This window comes from Phaeobacter sp. S60, from assembly GCF_000826845.1.
GTDB lineage: Bacteria > Pseudomonadota > Alphaproteobacteria > Rhodobacterales > Rhodobacteraceae > Phaeobacter > Phaeobacter piscinae.
This window is the reverse complement of sequence record NZ_JSWJ01000027.1, coordinates 1-16,641: the sequence shown is the minus strand read 5'-3', so window position 1 is coordinate 16,641 and position 16,641 is coordinate 1. Positions and strand designations below refer to the sequence as shown.

Genomic DNA, 16,641 nt, shown 5'->3' with positions numbered 1-16,641 from the left:
GGCGGATCCGCATTAACGCCCGTGTCGGGATCATCAGCGGTCTCGATCACCGCGCGGTAAAGGTCATTGCCGATGCGGCGTTCTTCCCCCTCTGGCGTGGTGCCCGCCGTCCATTCGATCTCGGACAGCGGGACATCCGTGGTTAGGTTTGCGTCCGAGACGTCAATTGGCTGGATGATGATCATGCTGCCCCCTTTGTGGTCTGACGATCCCGTTCTGCTCGCTTCAGGGTTCGCTCTGTCGCTCCGGTTGCCTTGGAAATCGGGCCGAGATAGCCTTCATTTCCTTCCCGCAGGCGCACCACCTCTTTGCGCAATTCTCGCAATTCGGACACGGTGCCATCGTCTCGCGCACTGCCAACGCTGGCTGAGCGAGGTTCCGTGACGATATGCTTTCTCTCTAGGGCTTTGGTCTGGGCGATACGGTTTGCTTCCGCCTGCACGCGGGTCGCAGCAGCAATCCCAGCTGTCATTTGACCGATAGAACCGCCCAGGGCGTTCACGGCGCCAATGACGCTCTGGACACCCTGATTGATACTGGGCAGCCCGTTCTCCGCCCCAAGCGCACCCTCAACCAGCTGCTCCATACTCAGACGGATCGTTTCAAGTTCCGCCATCCGGACCTCAACCCGCTCGGAAACGAGAGCATGTCGATCCGCAGTATGGGTCAATTGCGCAACTGCATTTTCAACCTTGATGGCAGCAACATACTGCCCCAACGCCATATCCAGAGTTTTGCGCCCATCCTCGATAATCTGATCGAGGCGCTGCATTTCTTCCTGATGCAGCCTCTCTGCTAGCTCAATTTGGCGCTCCAGCGCATCCACAGCGGCCTCATCTGCCGTCATCTCAAGCTGCGCATCACCAGCACGGCCAGCAATGATGTTGGATGTTCGGTAGTAGTCAGTCAGATAGTCTGCATAGTTTGAAAATTGACCGGAATTGTCCTCGCCAAGAACTTCGAGCGCGTTCGAAAGCTTGCCCGGATCCGATCCTCCATTCTGGACATACATCAGCGCCCGGCGTCGTTCCCAATCAGCACCCTCACGCTCCACCCGGCGACGATCTTGGCTTGCAGCCTCAAGCGTTTCGAACAAAGCGCGAGATGCCTCTGCCGCATCCTCCAGAGTCGCCAACCGACCCGAAAGCGTGTCCAGCAACTTCTCGTGCGCGGCCGATATTGTCTGACGCTCCGCATCGACGGACACCTGAAGTCTCTTGAACCGCAGGCGCAGGCGATCTTCAACAATTCCAAGCTGTCCCTGCAAGTCGGACACTGCTGCACTGATTGCCCCATTAAGTGCGGCGAATGCATCCCTCAGATCCTGCTCTTTTAGCTTGCGAGCCTCCGCTTCAGCATCGGCAAGGGCTCCGGCAACGCCGTCCAGGGCATCGGCCGCTTCCTGCGCTGTCCCGTGAACCACTGTGAACTCATCGGCCAACCCGATCAGAGCAACGTATGCTTCACGGCCTTCCTCAGTGGTGCGGTCAAGGCTTTCAACCAGCGCCCGGAACTCAGCATGGGTGTTCGGGATTGTCAGATTGAGGTTTTCCGCAGCTGCGTCCAATGCCTCTTGAGCATATTGCTGGCGCTTCGCCTGCTTCTCGACATCAGTAAACATCAGCTCGAAGAATGATCCGACACCAGATGCAAACTGCTCAATGCCTCCGAAAGCATCCATCAGAAGAGAGGCGCTGTTGGCGGCCTCCAAACTGCCCTCGAACAGGGTCTGGCTCAGCAGCTCAAATCCATCATTAGCAGCCATGAGGGAGCCACCAAGACGGGTCAGTGTCTCATACGAACTCTCCCCTTCGCGCGTGTATTCCTCGGTTTTCAGGACGAGATCCGTCATACCGTTGGCGAGGGTGTTCAGGTGCTTCTCGAACTCCTTCGCTGTCGCTTCCTGATCACCAGCATTCCGGCCAGACAGCCAAACGGTGAACTGTTCCCCTTCCCACTCGAAATCCTTGATCGCATCAGCGCCCAGATTGAGCGCGCCCGCCATGGTTTCGATGTTGTTGACAATGCCTGCAGTAGCGTTGTCGAGCATGGTTTGGATTTCGTCACGGGTGTCGTGATATTCATGCTTGTCGCCGCGCAGAAATCCCCCCTGGTAGAAGTCGAACTCGAACCCGTCAAAACCATCCGGCCCCAGAGTGCCGCGCACAGCACGCCCGTGATGCTCGCGGGACAGACCCTTCGCGAGGATCGCAATGCCTCCCGCGATGATCCCCAATGCTGGAAGCGCCGCGCCGATTGTAGAAGCGAACGCACCCGCACCGGTCGCCGCAGAGGCAACTGCAGCATTCGCACCGATGTTGAACAATCCCGCGCTGGCGTATCCACCGATCCCCAGTGCAGCACCTGCGCCACCTGCGATCCCGGCCAGAAGACCGCCACCAGTCAACAGGTTCGCGCCACCGCCCAACAGGTTCAGCAAACCGCCGCCGCTGCCTGCCGCGCCAGCGGCCGCTTGTGCAGCGCCGCCTACACCCGCGCCGCCAAGGCCAAGAGAGATCATAATCCGATTTCGTGCAGCAAGCGCCACCATCTGAGCAAGCATGCGCTTGAAGCTGTCGACAACGGATTTTGCGAACCCCTTGAAGTCGCTGAACCCGCGCGAAACAAAATCACCCCAAGCGTCCGAAACACCTCCGATACCACTGACCAAGATGTCGGCTTTCGCTTTGCCCATGTCCTCAGCTGTGAGTGCCGCATCCTCCAGTGCATCAGCGAACGCCTCGCCTTCGGATTTTGCCTTATCCAACCCCTTGGCAGCCTTCCTCGCTCCCTTGTCTAGGCTTTTTAGTGCATCGCTCAGTGCATCAGCCGACTTGCTGCCGTCATCTGTCGCGTCCGCAGTGCTATCGACCTGCGCGCGAAGCTTTGCGGCGGCCTCCCGGGCAGTATCAAAACCGGAGGTAAAAGCCTCTGAGGCTTCACGGGCAAGCTTGATAGAACGCTCTGCTGCGTCACCAGACGCCTCAAGAAAGTCGGTTACTGCCTCGTCAGCTGAAGCGCCGCTCAGGCCCATCATCTGAAGGAAGTCACGCCACTGGCCAGAGAGGGTCGCCATAAGGTTCAGAAAGTCGGACTTTACCAACTCCCACACTGACGCTAGAGCGGAAGGAATGGAGCCCGCACCGGCCTTTATGCCCTCCCAGACCCCCGACGCGACATCCCCCAGCAGCTCAAGCGCGCTGCCCCAGCCGCCAGTTGATTTCACCAAGTCAAGGAACTTGCCGATCAACACACCCGCGCCGACAACCAGTGCACCAATTCCGGTCGCCATGAGCGCGCCGCGCAAGGTCACGAGAGACGCAACCCAAGCAGCCGTGGCGGTCACAGCTCCGTACGCAGCAGGGGCGTAGGTGCTAGCGATCGCGACACCAGTGGCAGAGACAATTCCGATCACCGTGTTGAAGTTGTCGCTCAACACTCCCGCGACCGATGCCAGGGCCTCAACGGCCGGCACGCCGACTTGCAACAAAACCTCGCCGAACTGAGTCGCGAGAACGGTAAATCTCCCAAAAGCAGCGTTTAGTCTCTGGTCAACACCTGATGCTACTCTGGAAAAGGCCTCGTCAGTCGCCCCTGCCTTGTCGCCCATTTCCCCCATGATATCGTTGAAGGTCTGCCCCGCCGCGCCAGAGAAGGCCAGCACTGCATTCAAGGCCTCAACTGAGCCGAAGAGCTGGGTCAATGCGTCTGTGCTGCCGCCAGTCTGCCGAACAACGTCCGTAAGGAACTGCTCAAGTCCCTTGGCTTGAAGCGCACTCGCTGAGAACTCCAGGCCAAGCGCCTTGGCAGCATCGGCAGCCTGCTTTGATGGCTGCAATATTCCCGTGATGGCCGCACGCAAGCCGGTTGTGGCAGTCGCTGTTGATTGACCTTGGGTCGTCAAGGCCGAGACCCCGGCAATCATCTCATCGAACGAAACACCTGCTGCGCTCGCGATAGGTACGATTTGTCCCATCTGGGCTGACAGCTCGGCAATTGTGGTCTTACCCGCTTTCATGCCGATGAACATAGCGTCAGACGCCTCAGCTGCGGTCAGACCGGTATCGCGAAAAGCGTTGACGGCGGTTGTGAGTGCATCGACACCGGTTGTCACATCGGTCACACCGCCGATAGCCAGCCGGTTGGACTGATCAAGGATCTTGGCTGCAGCCTCAACGCTATCTGCACCAGCAGAGATTGCCTGATAGAAAGCCTTCACCTGGTCTGTAGCGCTCCCACCAAACGTGCCAGCCATGCGCATGGCTTCGTCTTGCAAGAAGGACATCTCCAGCCTCGTGCCCTCAATCAGCGTCGAGACCTCGGACATCGCGGCACTGAAGCCCCTCGCTTGCGCCACCGCCTCTTGTGCTGACGCGAAGCCTGCCAGGCCAACTGCTACAGCACCGATAGCCTTTCCAAGAGCCGAAACTGCCTTCCTTGCGCTCGCTGCTCCTGCATCGAAATCGCGCGCTGCATGTGTGGCTTGCTTTCCTCCCTTAACGAAGCGGCCAAATTGATCACGAGCGCGGCACGTGCTGCGTCCTAGGTCGTCCGCTGCGCCTGAGGCGTTCCGGCCCGCGCGGACAAAGCCGGTCAGATCCTCTCTGGCGCGGGCGACGGGACGCGAGTCGACAGCAATGCCAAGACGAGCAAAGTCAGTCATTTTTCACCTCATGATTGCAATAGATTCGCGAGCGGAATAGGCTGGCGGCCGCGAATTATTGGAGAATTCAATGAAACCGTTTTTCCTGGCTGCGCTTGCGGTCGCACTAGTTTCAGGCTGCGCTCAGGTGCCAAGCGCCGTGGAAACGCAAAATGCGGACTATGGCCGACCGATCCCACAGTCAGAGTGTGAAAAGGTCGCCAAGCGAAACATTTCTTCTGTCCTCAAAGACCCTGGGTCAGCCCAGTACCGACACGGAACCTGCAGGAAGATCGCAGTTCACTCCATTCCGGCTTTCGGACTGCCGAAGCAATATGGCTACGCCATCGTCACAGACGTAAATTCCAGAAACAACTTTGGAGGGGATACTGGATTTCAGCGCTGGGAAACGCTGATCAGGGACGGGCGTGCCATACGGCGCACGCACCCCAGAGATGGTTTTCAGATCCCCTACTAGGAGCCCCGCTCCATCGGCGGCACAGTGAACACGTCAGCGCCCTTCACCTTCTCGCTCAGGTAATCCTGGCTCATCTGAACCAGCGCCTGAACCTCCCACGGCTCGGTTATCTCCGGGCTGTGCCGGGCGTAGGCGTCAACCTCGACCCATGAGACTGGCACCTCGCCCATTGCACCTGGCAATGTTGGGCCGACCTCCAAGAAGGCCCGCCATAACATGCTCTGGTAGTCGCTCAGGTCGGGGAAGGGCAGCTCCGCGCCCGCATCAAGATAGGCCTTGATCCGTGGCGGCTCGGTGCGATCGACCGAACCGTCAGCTTTCTTAAGCTCGACAGCGCTGTGCAAGAACCCCAACTGCTGGGCAGCGAGGATTAGGCCGCGTCGGCGCTCCGCGTGAAGTTCGCCTTGTCGCCCAAAAAACGGTCGATACCTTCCATGATCCAGGGACGTGTCGAAAAGAGCTTGAAGGCGTTTTCCTTGCTGTACTCGAGCAACGTGGGCTCAACATCCGGATTGTCGATATCCGCATCATCCAGATAGACGACGTTGCGCCAGCCGGTGGTCAGCTCCGCATAGAAGCGGGCGCGCGCCTCCTGGCTTTCGGCTGCGGCGTCCAGCATTTCATCGACGCTCATCTTGGAGGCGTCGCGCTTGCGACCTGCCTTCCTGTCCAGATCCTTGACCATCTTTGCGGCCGCGCGCTTGCCGGTCTCACTCTGCAGCCCAAGAAAATCGATTTCGATGGGCTCTTTGTCGTGGAACAGGCGTTCGCCGTCATAGTCAACGTGATAGGTCGCGCCTTTTTCAGCATCGCGGCGCGGGTCGATGTGTGCGAATGAAAGAGTCATGTGTTTGTCCTGCTGGCTTCAGGTTTCTGATGGGCCGGAGAAGCGAAACCACCTCTCCCCCGGCCCGTATCCGCCCCCGTGGGGTGGCGAATTACACCGGGATGGTGCCGGTAACGGTGAAGTCGTTCTGGCGGAAGCCGGCCTGGAAGCCCTCATAGGAGTTGTTGTCGCCCTGGTTCGGCTGGAAGCTGTGGGCGATGCCCTGGGCATACTCCACCGCATCACCGGCCTGCGGCGCGTTGTCGGTGCCGGTGCCGTTCACGATGCGCACAGACAGGACGCCGTCATTGTCAACGGCCTGGGCCTTCAGGTTGGTCTGACCGGTGTCGCCGGAGACTTCACGGAAGGTCATGGTGGTATCCACGCCCTGCGCCGCCCCCTTCACAGCCGAGGTGAAGCCGGTTTTCAGATCCGGGATGTCGATCATCGAATGGGTGATGCCGAGCTGCGGCAGGGTGATGTTGCCTTTGGCTTCAACCCAGGTCAGCGCCTCGAAGCCTGCAACGTCGTTGGTCGCCGGGTACGCGGTGGCAACCCAGATGGTCTTGCCGATATGGTTCTGCGTCATTGTTCATGTCTCCATGCAGAGAGACCCCGCACGCGGGGGCTGTTCAGTTCATGTTTTGGGGAATGCCCGGTTAGACCCTCGGGCGGTGGGTTACTCGGCGTTCCCCGCCGATGTGCGCTGCCAGCCCTTCCCGAGCCAGGCAGCGACGTCTTTCTCAAGCGGGCGTGCGATCTGTCCGATCGGGCCGTTCCGCTTATCCATGTTCACCAACTCCACGCGCAGCGGCTTGGCCGGAGCATTCTTCGCTGCAGGCTTTCTGGTGGGGGCTTTCTTGGTGGTCATGCCATGCTCCAATAGCTGATGCGAATGGGCGTTTCCCAGCGGCCGCCCTCTTGCCGCCCCGGTCGCACGTTGTGGCCGGTGATCTTCACGGTGGTGCCGTTCATTTTCAGAGGTTTGCCGCGCTTGAAATAGGCCGCGATCTCGCCCGCCTTGCGCTTGGTGACGGCCTCGTATTGGCCGAGGTCCGAAACCAGCGTCAGGTAAAGAAAGCCCTGGCGCTCCATGACGTCGCTGGACAGGTCAGCCGGGGCGTTATCATTCGGCACATGGGAGATGCGAATATGTTCTCCTGCAGGCTGATCGCCGCCCTTTTGCGGCCACAGCATGGAATAGCCGGTGATCGTCTCCGCCTGGGCCATGAGGGCCGCGTGAATGTCGCTCTCGGGGTTTGCCATGCGGTGCGCTCCTAGATCTGGACCAACTCAATGCCGATCTGATCCGCGATCTGCTGAAATTCCTGAATTGATAGGCCGACCATCCCCGCGGGGGCTTGCCCGGAATAGCCGTCCTCCAGGCGCTGGATATATGGCAGGTTGTTCACCAGAAAGATCACGTCACCAGCGCGCAGGGCTGAGGCTGTTGCCGTGGCGGCGCTGATGGTGGCCGTGCCGCTCTTGTCTTCCAGCTCCAGCGTTCCGTCTGCCGTTGCCCCGATGGAAACCTGCCAGTTGGCCCGCGCCCGACCGGTATCGACCGGCGTCTTCAGGATGACCCGGCTGAACAGTTTCAGGCTGATCTTGCGCACGGCCAGATCCATCTTGCGCTCAGTCTTGGCCGCAAAGCCTGCAATGTCGTCAGCGAAACCCATCAGCGCGCACCGCGGCAGATCATGTCATAGAGCGCCGTTTCGCCGCCCGAGGCCACCCGGCCCAGCTTGGCAATGGTCAGCTCGCCACGGTCGCAGATCACGCGATCCTCCGCCGTGGCCTCGATGCTGATTGGCTCAACAATGACCTGCAGATCACCCGCAAGGATGTTGCTGCCGTCGATCCGGTCCGCGCCGATCTCAAAAACGGCCATACGGGCCGGGTAATCGGTTGTGGTGACCGCTCCCCCGTCAGGATCGCTTGGCCCGCCTCCTGTCCGCTCTGTGCGCCGGATAGCGCCCGTTTGGATCGCATCGGGCTGTTTGGCCGCCAGCTTGTCGAATGCCGCGGTCACTTTGCTGCGAATGGTGGTCATCCCCGCATCACCCTCACCTGCCCCGGCCCGGCGCCGAGATACGGACGAAGCAGCCCCTCAACCGCCACGATGCGCGGCCGCCCGGTCGGCAGGCTGTCGCCCGCGATGGTGATCGGGCCGACCTTGATCGTATCGCCTGTGCTGCTGCTGTCGATGGTGGCGAACGGGTCAAGCCCGCCCTGCATCAGATAGGCCAGCTCGCACTGCGCGTCCTTCACCCGCTGCGGGATGCCGGTCCAGAGCGTGCGAGGGAATGCCCCGGCCTGATCGTCGGTTTTGGCCTCGCCCAGGTAATCCCACAGCCGGTTGATACCGTCGAAGGCGCGACGCAGGTTAACCTCGTCGGCAACGTCATCCGCGCCCAAGGTCCAGCCGCGAGCGGTGCCGTAGGCCCTGCAGTCCGCAAGCGAGACATAGCTGTCTGCAGCGGCAAGGCCGATCCCGGTTTCGACGGCCAGCGCCATATCAGAGATCCGCAAACATGATGGAGATCAGGCGCGCACGGAGGTCATCGACCTTACCTTTTGGCGCATCAACACCGTGCGCTTTGAGAAGATCGATCACGTCTTCGCGGCCCATTTCAGCAATGTCTTCACGGGATGGCGCTCCTGAAGCCTTGGCCGCCCGCATCGCCATCAGGTCGGCAAAGCTCAGATCCTGCCCCGGCACAAAGCCGTCGTTGTTCTTGGCTGTTTCTTCAGTCATGATTTTGTCTCCTGCTGATCTTGGGATGAGGGCCGGTCGCCCAGCCCCACACCGAAAATCAGTTGGTCCACATAAAGGCCATGGGCACGTTCTTGCGTTCGACAACCCGATCCCATGCGGCGGCCCCTTGCAGCTCAGCCAGCGTAAAGCTAACGCCCGCGGGGGTGCCGGTTTGCTGGAAGCCTGCCGGGTGCAGGAGCCAAGTCTTGCGCTCCCACAGCTCTTCCTGGCCGCCACCGCCGCCCTTGCGAGCCGAGCGCTCGACCTCGACAGGAACAGTCGGCGATGCCTCACCCCATCCAAACGCGCCAGGGCCAAACAGCACGGACAGGTACTTTACGCCATCAGTGGTGCCAGCAACGGCCGGCAGCCCGTCATCCACGATAATGCGGCGGCCGAGATAGGTCCGGTACAGCAGGTTGCCCTCGCTGTCGCGCACGTCCTCTGCACCGTTTTGCTCGGTGATCTGCTTGGCGATCACGGAATGGACGCCGATTGCCGTGACGCCATCGACCATATCGCCCATGGTAAACGCGCCCTCGATGAATGCCGATTGCGACCAACGGGTGGATGCGGACTGGCCTGCGATGGACTCCGATGCAATATCATGGGTCATGTCGCCGCTGTCATTCGCCGCGTTGTCCGCGTAGACACCGCGCGCCGCAGAAATCACGCGGCGCTGGTGTTGACGCATCCAGTAGGTGCCAAAGCGGTTGCGAACGTGCTGCAGGGCATCGTCGCCCATTGCCAGTTCGCGCGTCAGATCCATTGCCGAATAGCCCTTGTTCACAAAGGCTTTGCGCGCGATCTGCTCGCCCTGGTCAACTTTCGAAGGAGTTGCCTCATCGTCCGGATCGTCATTGGAGTAGTTCGGCTCCTCATCGGCGTCGAGATCATTCCAGAAAGGCAGCTCTGCAATTTTCCCCTCGCCAGCAGCAATGCCGTCCAGCATTTCATCGCGCACCACGATGCCACTCTCGTAAAAGGCGGTTTTCTCAGGGGAATCGACAGGATCAAGATCCTGATAAACGGTAACGTCGATGATGTCGGAAAGCTGAGTATCAGCCATTGTTTTCTTCCTTCAAATGGGGAGGGATGCGCTTAGCCTGCGGCCTTGACGCGCTCGTATTCCTCGGGGTTCTCACGATGGAGCCGGACTTTCTCGCCAGAGGTCATTTCGGCCCATTTCTTCTGTGGCGTCCCGCCGCTGTTGGGCTGCTTCCCGCCGCCGCCTTTTCCGCCGTCGCGCACCGCATAGGGCTTCGCGTCGGCCAGTTCTTTCGCCAGATCGCCCAGGGTGGCGCCGTGGTCCGCGCCGTTGCCGATCATGGGCTTGCCGTCAGCTGTCAGCACCTTCGGGGTACCGTCGTCGCCGAACTCCAGGCGGCCAAGTGCTGTGGCCGCAATGTCGTCAATTGCTTCGGGGATGAAGCCCGCCTTCGCCAGCTCCGCCTTCAGGGATGCTGAGGCGTTGGCCTTCATCATGGTTTCGATCCGGCTGTTGGCGCCGGTCAGCTTGTCCTCGTATTCGGCCTTGATCTGGTCAATCTTTGCCTGAGCATCCTCGGCAGCCTTGCCGGTGCCTTGGGCCTTCTTTTCCAGATCCGCCAGCTTTGCGTCCAGCTCCTCAGGAGTGCCAAACTTGGCATAGGCGGAGGCGTTGCCGCGCTCTTTCTGCAGCGCCGATTTCAGGCCGGTCAGATCTTCGGCGGGCATCAGTTTGGACAGGTCCAGCGTGGCCTTGTCGCCCTCGGTTTCGACAACGGATTTCAGCCCCTCGGGAAGCCCCGAGAGGTCGGTGATGGTGATTTTCATGTGATTAGCTTCCCGCTAGGTTGGCGCGGGCATCCCGCCCGCCGTTAAGGCCAGACTCGTTTCTGGCAATACACGCAGGCAAAGCCCGTGGCCTTGCCCTTAACAATCCGCCCGCCCTTGAGGCGCGGCGAAAATGTCTCAATCAGATCCCGGCTTTGGCAGGTGGGGCATTCAATGGGGGCGCCAGCATAGGCCCGGCCGGGCTTCTGCGGCTTGTCTGTCACCAGTTTCAGGTGGCCTTTTCCCAAAGGTCGCGCTCCCGACGTTTCAATTCGTCAAGAGTAAACTCTTGCCCCTTCCTGTCAACAAACCGCTCCATTTTTAGGCCCGCCCGGAACAGCTTGCCCTTGGCTCCACCCAGAACTTCGTCCTGAAAGGCCCTCGGCTGCTTCCTCAGCCATGTGTCATAGTCCTGATCTGCCGGAACCTGCCCGTTCATGCTGGCGCGGGTGGACGGCGACAGTTCGTCAATGTCAAAGCCCAGATCGCGCCAGGAGGCAAGAACCGGGGAAGTGCTGGAGCGGCAATTGAAATGAGCCGGCGGCCGCGGCCCCTTTCCGGGCTCATAGACCTTGCCGTCCCGCGCTCGGCAGACCGCCGATGTGCGCCCGTCCAGCGTCGAATTCCAGCGAACTCCCTTCACCAGATCGGCGTTGCGCTCATATGTGTAGTCCCGCGCCGTGTTGGCGGTATGGTTGACGGCCGTCCGCACAACCGTTTCCGTCGCCCGGCGGTTACCGTCCAGGATCCCGTCTTTGAACCCTTGCGCCTTGGTGCCGCGCAGGTCTCGCACGATCTGGTCGGTGGTGCGCCCCTCGACAAACCCGGCCCGAATGGTGTCGCGCACCTTGCGGAACGAACTGGCGCTCAGCTCGGAATAGACCTCTTTCAGGAGCTTGCCTTGAAATGGTCGGCTGTTCACGGCGGCCAGTATCTGATCCGCACCGGGGGCCACGGTTTCCAGCTTCACCGGCAAAACCCGGCGGAACATGTCGAGTTGATATTCTCCTTCGTAGACGGCCAGCTCATCCAGATCGATTTGCAGCGCCCCTGTGGCGCTCTCGAATGCCCCGTCGATGATCCGGCGCAGCTCCCGCAGCAGCGTTTCCTGCCGCGTGCGCGAAAGCTCCGTCAAGTCGTCGCGCAGCAGGCGTTCAATCAGACGGGCATCCGACCGCTTCAGCAGCGCCAGCACCTTGCGGGCCGTAGCGTTGCCGACCCGCTGGAGATAGACCTGATGACGGATCAGTTCGTCCGCGAGGTCGTCATTCACCCCCATCAGTCAGCCCCGGCGGCGTTTCGTCGTCCAGATCGCCCAGATATGCCTCCGTATCGGTGTCCTCGGCGATGAAGCCGCGGCGTTTCATTTCCTCCACGAACACCCGGCGCGGCATGTTGCCCGTATTGACCGCGGTCAGCATCACCGTCAGCTCCTGCGCGGTCAGGGTCGAGACGCCAAAGTCCTTGTTGACCTGCACCGTCACCTCGGTCTCGGCGCCCTGGTACATGGTGAACCAGCGCAAAGCCTGCTCCAGCGCGTCCTTGAGGTTGTCGGCCATCATTGCGAGCGGCGCTGTCTCCTTTGCCGCGTCAAGAGAGGCCCCCGTCGCCGTTTCCGTACCGGCCACCAGAAGCTGCAAGCCGAGAACCTGCATCTGAAATTCGAGGTCTTTGAGGTCATTGCGCCCTGCTTCGATTGCGGCCCCTGTATGCTCGACCCACTCCAGCTTGGCGTTCGGATCACGCGATGTGGTCGCCATGCCCGCGCTCACCACAAGCGGTTCATCATCCTGGCGACCGGCCGCGTGCAGGATTGGCACCCGCGCCGCGTGCAAGATGTTGCGCTGATCGCTGGCGCTCTGCCAATGCTCAACGTTCTTGTCAGCCAGATCCTCCAGCGGCGGCTCTGCGGCGAAGAAACCTGTGCGGTTGGCGTAGAACGGCACGACGGTGATCTCGGCGGCCTGAGTGTCGAACTCGTCGTACAGCTCCCAGTTTGCGCCCTTGTCGGCCTCGCGATAGATGCGAACGTTCACCTTGCCGTCCGCCAGCGTCAGCACCCGCACCTGATCGACGGTCACGGTCGCGAATTCGTCCTCCGGATCGTCCTGCTCGACCTTCTCCATCGTGCGCAATTGGCTCAGAAAGGTGCGGCTACCCTCGGTCGAGGTCTTCCAGCCAAGCACTTCCTCTGGCTTCACATGCACCAGATACGGCCGCAGGCTCGACGCCTTGGCCTGCGCCTTGGTCACGGTGCCAGGGCGCGGCGGCGCATCAACCATGATGAACGACAGCCCGCAACCGCTCAGGCCCGCCTCGAACACGTCACGCGCGAAAGCCGACAGGTCTCGGCCCTGCATGTCGATGTTCTGCTCCTCCTCGCTGAGCGCATCGCCCTCGATCTCAACCGACTTGGTAAACACCCGACCGGTCATGTCGCGCACTGTCTTTTTGAACCCGTTGAACAGGAACGAAGACGCCAGCCGTGCCTCGTATGCCTCCTGGCTCTCCGCCGGGAACTTGGGCAGGTACTTTTGCCCCGCAGTGCGCATGGCCTTGGTGCCGCCCATCAGGATGCGGCCAAGGGCAGCGCCCTTTACCAGCGCCTCGGCGGCGGGGGTGCGTTGTGCGACGGATTGGGTCAAAGGCGCAATTCCTGTCTCGTGAAGGTCGGTTTCACAACCGGCATTTTTTGGTGGACGAAGTAACCGCCCGCGTCTGGGTGGTGGTCGAGACCGGCGGTTTTGTCCGGTTCGCCGTTCTTGTCATAGGCCTGCTGCTCCAGCGCCTCGGCGTAGGCCTTGCAGCGGAACGAGTTCACGAACAGGCGGCCCTTTTCGAATGCCGTGTTCACCGCTAGGATCCGGTCTTTTACCGGCGGGTTGGTGCTGGGTGCCCGGATCGCGTGACCCGCATTGCGCAGAAGCCCGATATCCGACGTGCTGGCGTTTACCGTTTTCCGGCTGCCGCCGCTGGCATCGGGGTACACCGTGATGTGATGGCCCTCGTAACGGTCGCTCAGCACCTCGATCAGATGCGGCGTGTCCTGCAGCCCTTGCAGCTCATCGACTGCGTGCCAGTCATCACCACGCTTGACGAACACTACCGAGGCCATGTTGCCGACGTTGAAGTCCTGCCCAATGTGCAGCGGCTCCCGCGGTTGAATGCTCTCCGTCGATCCGTGCCGCTGCCGGTCATAGCTGCGATAGACCGTCCCGCTCGTCAGATTAACGAACTCGCCCATGAGGTAGGCTTTGATCAGCTCCTCTGGGTAATCCTCCAGCAGCGCTGAAATATAGTCAGGCGGCAGGAAAGCCTCGTTCTCATAGGTGCTGGCCTGCACCATCGAATAGTTGCTCTTTGGCTCCCGTTTGAAGCTGTCATAAACGAACCGGAATCCCTCGGGGGTGGTCGTGACGCCGATCCCGTTGACCACGCCAGGAATGACCAAGCGCATCCGGGCGATGATCTTGCGCCAAGCGGCCTGCGCCTTGTCCTTGCTGAGAATGTCGATCTCATCGACCAGGGCGCGAGCGATCTTGAAGCCCACAATGCCGCCCGGATCATCCATCGATCGGCAAATGGTGGTGCCGTAGTAGCTGCGGCCCCGGTAGAACTCGACCTCCTTGTCGGCGCTCCTGACCTTGGTCGTGAACCCCAGCGAATGCGCGGCCTCGTCTACGGTTGGCCAGAAGGTGTCTCGAATGTCCCGATACGTCGGGGCGAAATATCCCTGAACCGTCTTGGGGTGCTGCCCTGCAAACAAGCCGAGGTCGAGGCAGCCCACATAGGTCTTACCAGACCCGAACCCGCCAACGTAGGCGCGAAACTTGGTGTTGAGGCCGCTTAGGAAAACACCCTGCGGCGCGCTAACCGTCAGATCGTGTGACACGCACGTCACCAACTGGTTCTTTAGCGTTGATGTTGATCGTCAGGCTCGGCGCGTCATCATCGCCGGCCCCGGAACCGTTCAGCATGCCCAGGTGGCGGGCGATCTTCTCCAGCGCCGAAAGCTTATCGTGCATCTTCAGCTTCACGCCGCCCTTGGTAAGTGAAACCTCGGCGATCGCTGCCGCTGTGTCATCGTCCACTTCAGAGCTTCGGACCAGATCCACAGGGTAAACGCTGGCAGGCGCTCCTTCATCGCCGCCCTCATCACCCTCCAAAAGGTCGGCAGGGGTGCTGCCCCATGCAACCGCCTTGCGGATGTCCGCAAAGCCGATGCGGGCCAACTCCTGAAGCACCCGGTCTTGCGTGATTTCGGTTCGGTGCTCGCGCTTCGCTTGTGCCTCGCGGATCGCCGCGAAAAGATGCGGCTTCAGCTTACTATTGCTTACCCACTGATAAGCCTTAGAGGCTGCTGTGGTCGCACTGTACCCGGCGGCCAGCGCGGCACGCTTCGGGTCAAGGTCAACCAAGTATTCGTCACGAAAGCGCTTCTCCCGCGCATCAAGCTTGCGCGCGCCCTGCTCTTTCGCAGATCGCGGCATATCGACTTCCCGTCTAGTTGTGGAGATTGCCGGGCATCCCGCCCGACAGGTTAGGTTGCCTGCGCCTGCGGCTCAAAGCCTGGCACGGACCGTATTTCGCCAATCTCTATCCAGCCCAGCCCCTCGAAATCTGCCGCGCTAAGGACTTTCGCGGGTGCTGTCGAAATACAAACACTCGAAGTTGCCGATGCGCGTGAAACTGGAGGCAACGGCAGCAACGAAACCAAAGCACTGGCGGCCGTTGTCTTCAGAAATCCACGCCTGTTCACAATCTACCCCCTATGGAATGACAGCCTTTTGCAACTGTTCCCGCTGCCCTGCATTCAGCGGGTCATGGCATAACCCCTCTACACCTTGCTGTTGACGCTCTCGCGCATGCAGGGCTTTGACCAGTGGCGGGTGGTACTGGGGAGGAATGGTGTGGGGGTGTGGTTTGAGCGCGGTTCCCCAGGAGTCTCTGCGCATTGACCTCTAGCCCTCATTTCCGCTGCAGATGGAGGGGCATCGAGTGGGGCTACCACCGCAGCGTGGCCGCGCTCAGGAGATACCCCCGCAGCAGTAGCTACCTGCCGTCCGGATGAGACTTGGGGGCACCGCCAGAAAGCGGCTGTGCGGGTCTTTCCCCGCCTGTCAGCTCTGCGCTGGACCTGCGAAAGGGGCGCTACCCCAATATGATCTGAATTGCAGTAGCACCCAAGGCCGCTGGGGCTTTGGGTTGCGCTCGCACCTACCGTCTCACCGGGTCTGGCGGTCACCGGCTGGGCCGGATACGGAAAATATACCACCCGAAGTGTCACCCGGCAACCCTTTGCACAAGCCCTTGCGTATCTTCACCAGATACACGCCGGTCGCCGAATGCCATCTCATACCAAACCCGACCGGCCTCAACCTTCTTCACGTCCACAAAGAAGCCCTTGAACGGGCCACCGATCAGTTTGGCCGGCTCCCCCGGGCACGGCATAAATGCGCGGACGCGCTCTTGCTCTTGCCGCTCCTGTTCAGTCGGCAGGCCCATTGCTTGGTCAACGTCATCTTGCGTCAATCGTACCGGCTTATCAGCTATCGAGAATACGCCAGACACGATGCGGCGCTGGCGCATCACATCCCAATGGGGTTCATAACTGAACTTGGCATAGATGATGCGGGCTATCATCGGCGACACGAATTCCCGGTCTTGGCCATTCACCTTGCGGAACTTGGACACCTCCGGGTAAACGACTTGCACCCCCGCGCCATCAAAGACACGCTCTAGCACCTCCTTGGTATGGGCCTCTTTCTGCGGGGCGGTGATCAGGGCATGCCATACGGGTTCGCAGGGCTTTCCTACGATGCCGCGTGATGACCGGAACGGCCACGGGTCGCCTTCTTTCAGGTCCAGCGTCATCGCTTTCCCCTCGCCTGCTCTCGATGCAGCACAATCCCCCGGCTGATGCAGCCGCCATTCCGGCCCCCGAACACCTCGCCTATGACGGCTTGCGGGATGCAGTGGTTGTCGAACAGATCCGCCCAGCACTCGCGGCGCAGAAGCGCAATCGGGGTGATGGTGCTGCCGCTGAGAGGGTCGCGGCCCAGAAATTGTTTCACCGGGAAACGGCGGTCCTTGGCGAACTGAGATGCGATCCGGCGAACCTT

General features: G+C 60.8%; 20 protein-coding genes. All 20 read right to left on the bottom strand.

Features of this window, described 5'->3' with window-relative positions; genetic code table 11:
* On the bottom strand, positions 1-185 hold a 185-nt coding region (locus OO25_RS19690; RefSeq protein ID WP_040182294.1), incomplete at its 3' end, for a hypothetical protein.
* A complete protein-coding gene (locus OO25_RS23405; protein ID WP_082035373.1) occupies positions 182-4,663 on the bottom strand; it encodes a phage tail tape measure protein in 4,482 nt (1,493 codons plus the stop codon). The genes OO25_RS19690 and OO25_RS23405, both read right to left, overlap by 4 nt.
* 453 nt (positions 4,664-5,116) lie before the next feature.
* The gene (locus tag OO25_RS19675; protein WP_139044806.1) at positions 5,117-5,464 is read right to left on the bottom strand and encodes a hypothetical protein; all 348 of its coding nucleotides are present in this window, start codon (positions 5,462-5,464) and stop codon (positions 5,117-5,119) included.
* Positions 5,465-5,490: 26 nt separating this feature from the next.
* Positions 5,491-5,967 carry a hypothetical protein gene (locus OO25_RS19670; RefSeq protein ID WP_040182287.1) on the bottom strand — a complete coding sequence of 159 codons (477 nt, stop codon included), beginning with the start codon at positions 5,965-5,967 and terminating at the stop codon, positions 5,491-5,493.
* Between the two features lie 91 nt (positions 5,968-6,058).
* Positions 6,059-6,535 (bottom strand): hypothetical protein, encoded by a 477-nt coding sequence (locus tag OO25_RS19665; protein WP_040182285.1) that lies wholly within the window; start codon positions 6,533-6,535, stop codon positions 6,059-6,061.
* 90 nt (positions 6,536-6,625) lie between these two features.
* Positions 6,626-6,817, bottom strand: a complete 192-nt coding sequence (locus OO25_RS19660; protein WP_040182282.1) for a hypothetical protein — start codon at positions 6,815-6,817, stop codon at positions 6,626-6,628.
* The gene (locus tag OO25_RS19655) at positions 6,814-7,212 is read right to left on the bottom strand and encodes a DUF4128 domain-containing protein (protein WP_040182281.1); all 399 of its coding nucleotides are present in this window, start codon (positions 7,210-7,212) and stop codon (positions 6,814-6,816) included. The genes OO25_RS19660 and OO25_RS19655 overlap by 4 nt, the downstream gene beginning before the upstream one ends.
* An 11-nt stretch (positions 7,213-7,223) precedes the next feature.
* Positions 7,224-7,625, bottom strand: coding sequence for a hypothetical protein (locus OO25_RS19650; RefSeq protein WP_040182278.1), 402 nt, complete (start codon positions 7,623-7,625; stop codon positions 7,224-7,226).
* Entirely contained in the window at positions 7,625-7,999 is a 375-nt protein-coding gene (locus OO25_RS19645) for a hypothetical protein (RefSeq protein ID WP_040182276.1), read from the bottom strand. Before OO25_RS19645 ends, OO25_RS19650 begins: the two co-directional genes overlap by 1 nt.
* Positions 7,996-8,463, bottom strand: a complete 468-nt coding sequence (locus OO25_RS19640; RefSeq protein ID WP_052465732.1) for a DnaT-like ssDNA-binding protein — start codon at positions 8,461-8,463, stop codon at positions 7,996-7,998. The genes OO25_RS19645 and OO25_RS19640 overlap by 4 nt, the downstream gene beginning before the upstream one ends.
* A 1-nt stretch (position 8,464) precedes the next feature.
* Positions 8,465-8,704 (bottom strand): hypothetical protein, encoded by a 240-nt coding sequence (locus OO25_RS19635; protein WP_040182274.1) that lies wholly within the window; start codon positions 8,702-8,704, stop codon positions 8,465-8,467.
* Between the two features lie 58 nt (positions 8,705-8,762).
* On the bottom strand, positions 8,763-9,773 hold the full coding sequence (locus OO25_RS19630; RefSeq protein ID WP_040182272.1) for a hypothetical protein: 1,011 nt from the start codon (positions 9,771-9,773) through the stop codon (positions 8,763-8,765).
* Between the two features lie 32 nt (positions 9,774-9,805).
* A complete protein-coding gene (locus tag OO25_RS19625) occupies positions 9,806-10,519 on the bottom strand; it encodes a hypothetical protein (RefSeq protein WP_040182270.1) in 714 nt (237 codons plus the stop codon).
* Positions 10,520-10,748: 229 nt separating this feature from the next.
* Complete coding sequence (locus tag OO25_RS19615) at positions 10,749-11,798, bottom strand: minor capsid protein (protein WP_040182268.1); 1,050 nt, start codon at positions 11,796-11,798, stop codon at positions 10,749-10,751.
* Positions 11,785-13,164, bottom strand: a complete 1,380-nt coding sequence (locus OO25_RS19610; protein ID WP_052465731.1) for a DUF4055 domain-containing protein — start codon at positions 13,162-13,164, stop codon at positions 11,785-11,787. The genes OO25_RS19615 and OO25_RS19610 overlap by 14 nt, the downstream gene beginning before the upstream one ends.
* Positions 13,161-14,411, bottom strand: coding sequence for a terminase large subunit domain-containing protein (locus OO25_RS19605; protein WP_040182265.1), 1,251 nt, complete (start codon positions 14,409-14,411; stop codon positions 13,161-13,163). The genes OO25_RS19610 and OO25_RS19605 overlap by 4 nt, the downstream gene beginning before the upstream one ends.
* Positions 14,389-15,009 carry a terminase small subunit gene (locus tag OO25_RS19600; protein ID WP_052465730.1) on the bottom strand — a complete coding sequence of 207 codons (621 nt, stop codon included), beginning with the start codon at positions 15,007-15,009 and terminating at the stop codon, positions 14,389-14,391. Before OO25_RS19600 ends, OO25_RS19605 begins: the two co-directional genes overlap by 23 nt.
* Before the next feature lie 50 nt (positions 15,010-15,059).
* Positions 15,060-15,278 carry a twin-arginine translocation signal domain-containing protein gene (locus OO25_RS23485; protein ID WP_175304848.1) on the bottom strand — a complete coding sequence of 73 codons (219 nt, stop codon included), beginning with the start codon at positions 15,276-15,278 and terminating at the stop codon, positions 15,060-15,062.
* A gap of 524 nt (positions 15,279-15,802) precedes the next feature.
* Positions 15,803-16,393: a transcription termination/antitermination protein NusG gene (locus OO25_RS19595; protein ID WP_040182263.1), complete on the bottom strand. Its 591-nt coding sequence runs from the start codon at positions 16,391-16,393 to the stop codon at positions 15,803-15,805.
* The coding region (locus OO25_RS19590) for a hypothetical protein (protein WP_040182262.1) at positions 16,390-16,641 on the bottom strand (252 nt) is incomplete at its 5' end. The genes OO25_RS19590 and OO25_RS19595, both read right to left, overlap by 4 nt.

Coding starts and splice junctions, on each gene's coding strand:
- OO25_RS23405 (WP_082035373.1), bottom strand. CDS start 4,663: ATGACTGACTTTGCTCGTCTTGGCATTGCTGTCGACTCGCGTCCCGTC.
- OO25_RS19670 (WP_040182287.1), bottom strand. CDS start 5,967: ATGACTCTTTCATTCGCACACATCGACCCGCGCCGCGATGCTGAAAAA.
- OO25_RS19665 (WP_040182285.1), bottom strand. CDS start 6,535: ATGACGCAGAACCATATCGGCAAGACCATCTGGGTTGCCACCGCGTAC.
- OO25_RS19660 (WP_040182282.1), bottom strand. CDS start 6,817: ATGACCACCAAGAAAGCCCCCACCAGAAAGCCTGCAGCGAAGAATGCT.
- OO25_RS19655 (WP_040182281.1), bottom strand. CDS start 7,212: ATGGCAAACCCCGAGAGCGACATTCACGCGGCCCTCATGGCCCAGGCG.
- OO25_RS19650 (WP_040182278.1), bottom strand. CDS start 7,625: ATGGGTTTCGCTGACGACATTGCAGGCTTTGCGGCCAAGACTGAGCGC.
- OO25_RS19645 (WP_040182276.1), bottom strand. CDS start 7,999: ATGACCACCATTCGCAGCAAAGTGACCGCGGCATTCGACAAGCTGGCG.
- OO25_RS19640 (WP_052465732.1), bottom strand. CDS start 8,463: ATGGCGCTGGCCGTCGAAACCGGGATCGGCCTTGCCGCTGCAGACAGC.
- OO25_RS19635 (WP_040182274.1), bottom strand. CDS start 8,704: ATGACTGAAGAAACAGCCAAGAACAACGACGGCTTTGTGCCGGGGCAG.
- OO25_RS19630 (WP_040182272.1), bottom strand. CDS start 9,773: ATGGCTGATACTCAGCTTTCCGACATCATCGACGTTACCGTTTATCAG.
- OO25_RS19625 (WP_040182270.1), bottom strand. CDS start 10,519: ATGAAAATCACCATCACCGACCTCTCGGGGCTTCCCGAGGGGCTGAAA.
- OO25_RS19615 (WP_040182268.1), bottom strand. CDS start 11,798: ATGGGGGTGAATGACGACCTCGCGGACGAACTGATCCGTCATCAGGTC.
- OO25_RS19600 (WP_052465730.1), bottom strand. CDS start 15,009: ATGCCGCGATCTGCGAAAGAGCAGGGCGCGCGCAAGCTTGATGCGCGG.
- OO25_RS19595 (WP_040182263.1), bottom strand. CDS start 16,393: ATGACGCTGGACCTGAAAGAAGGCGACCCGTGGCCGTTCCGGTCATCA.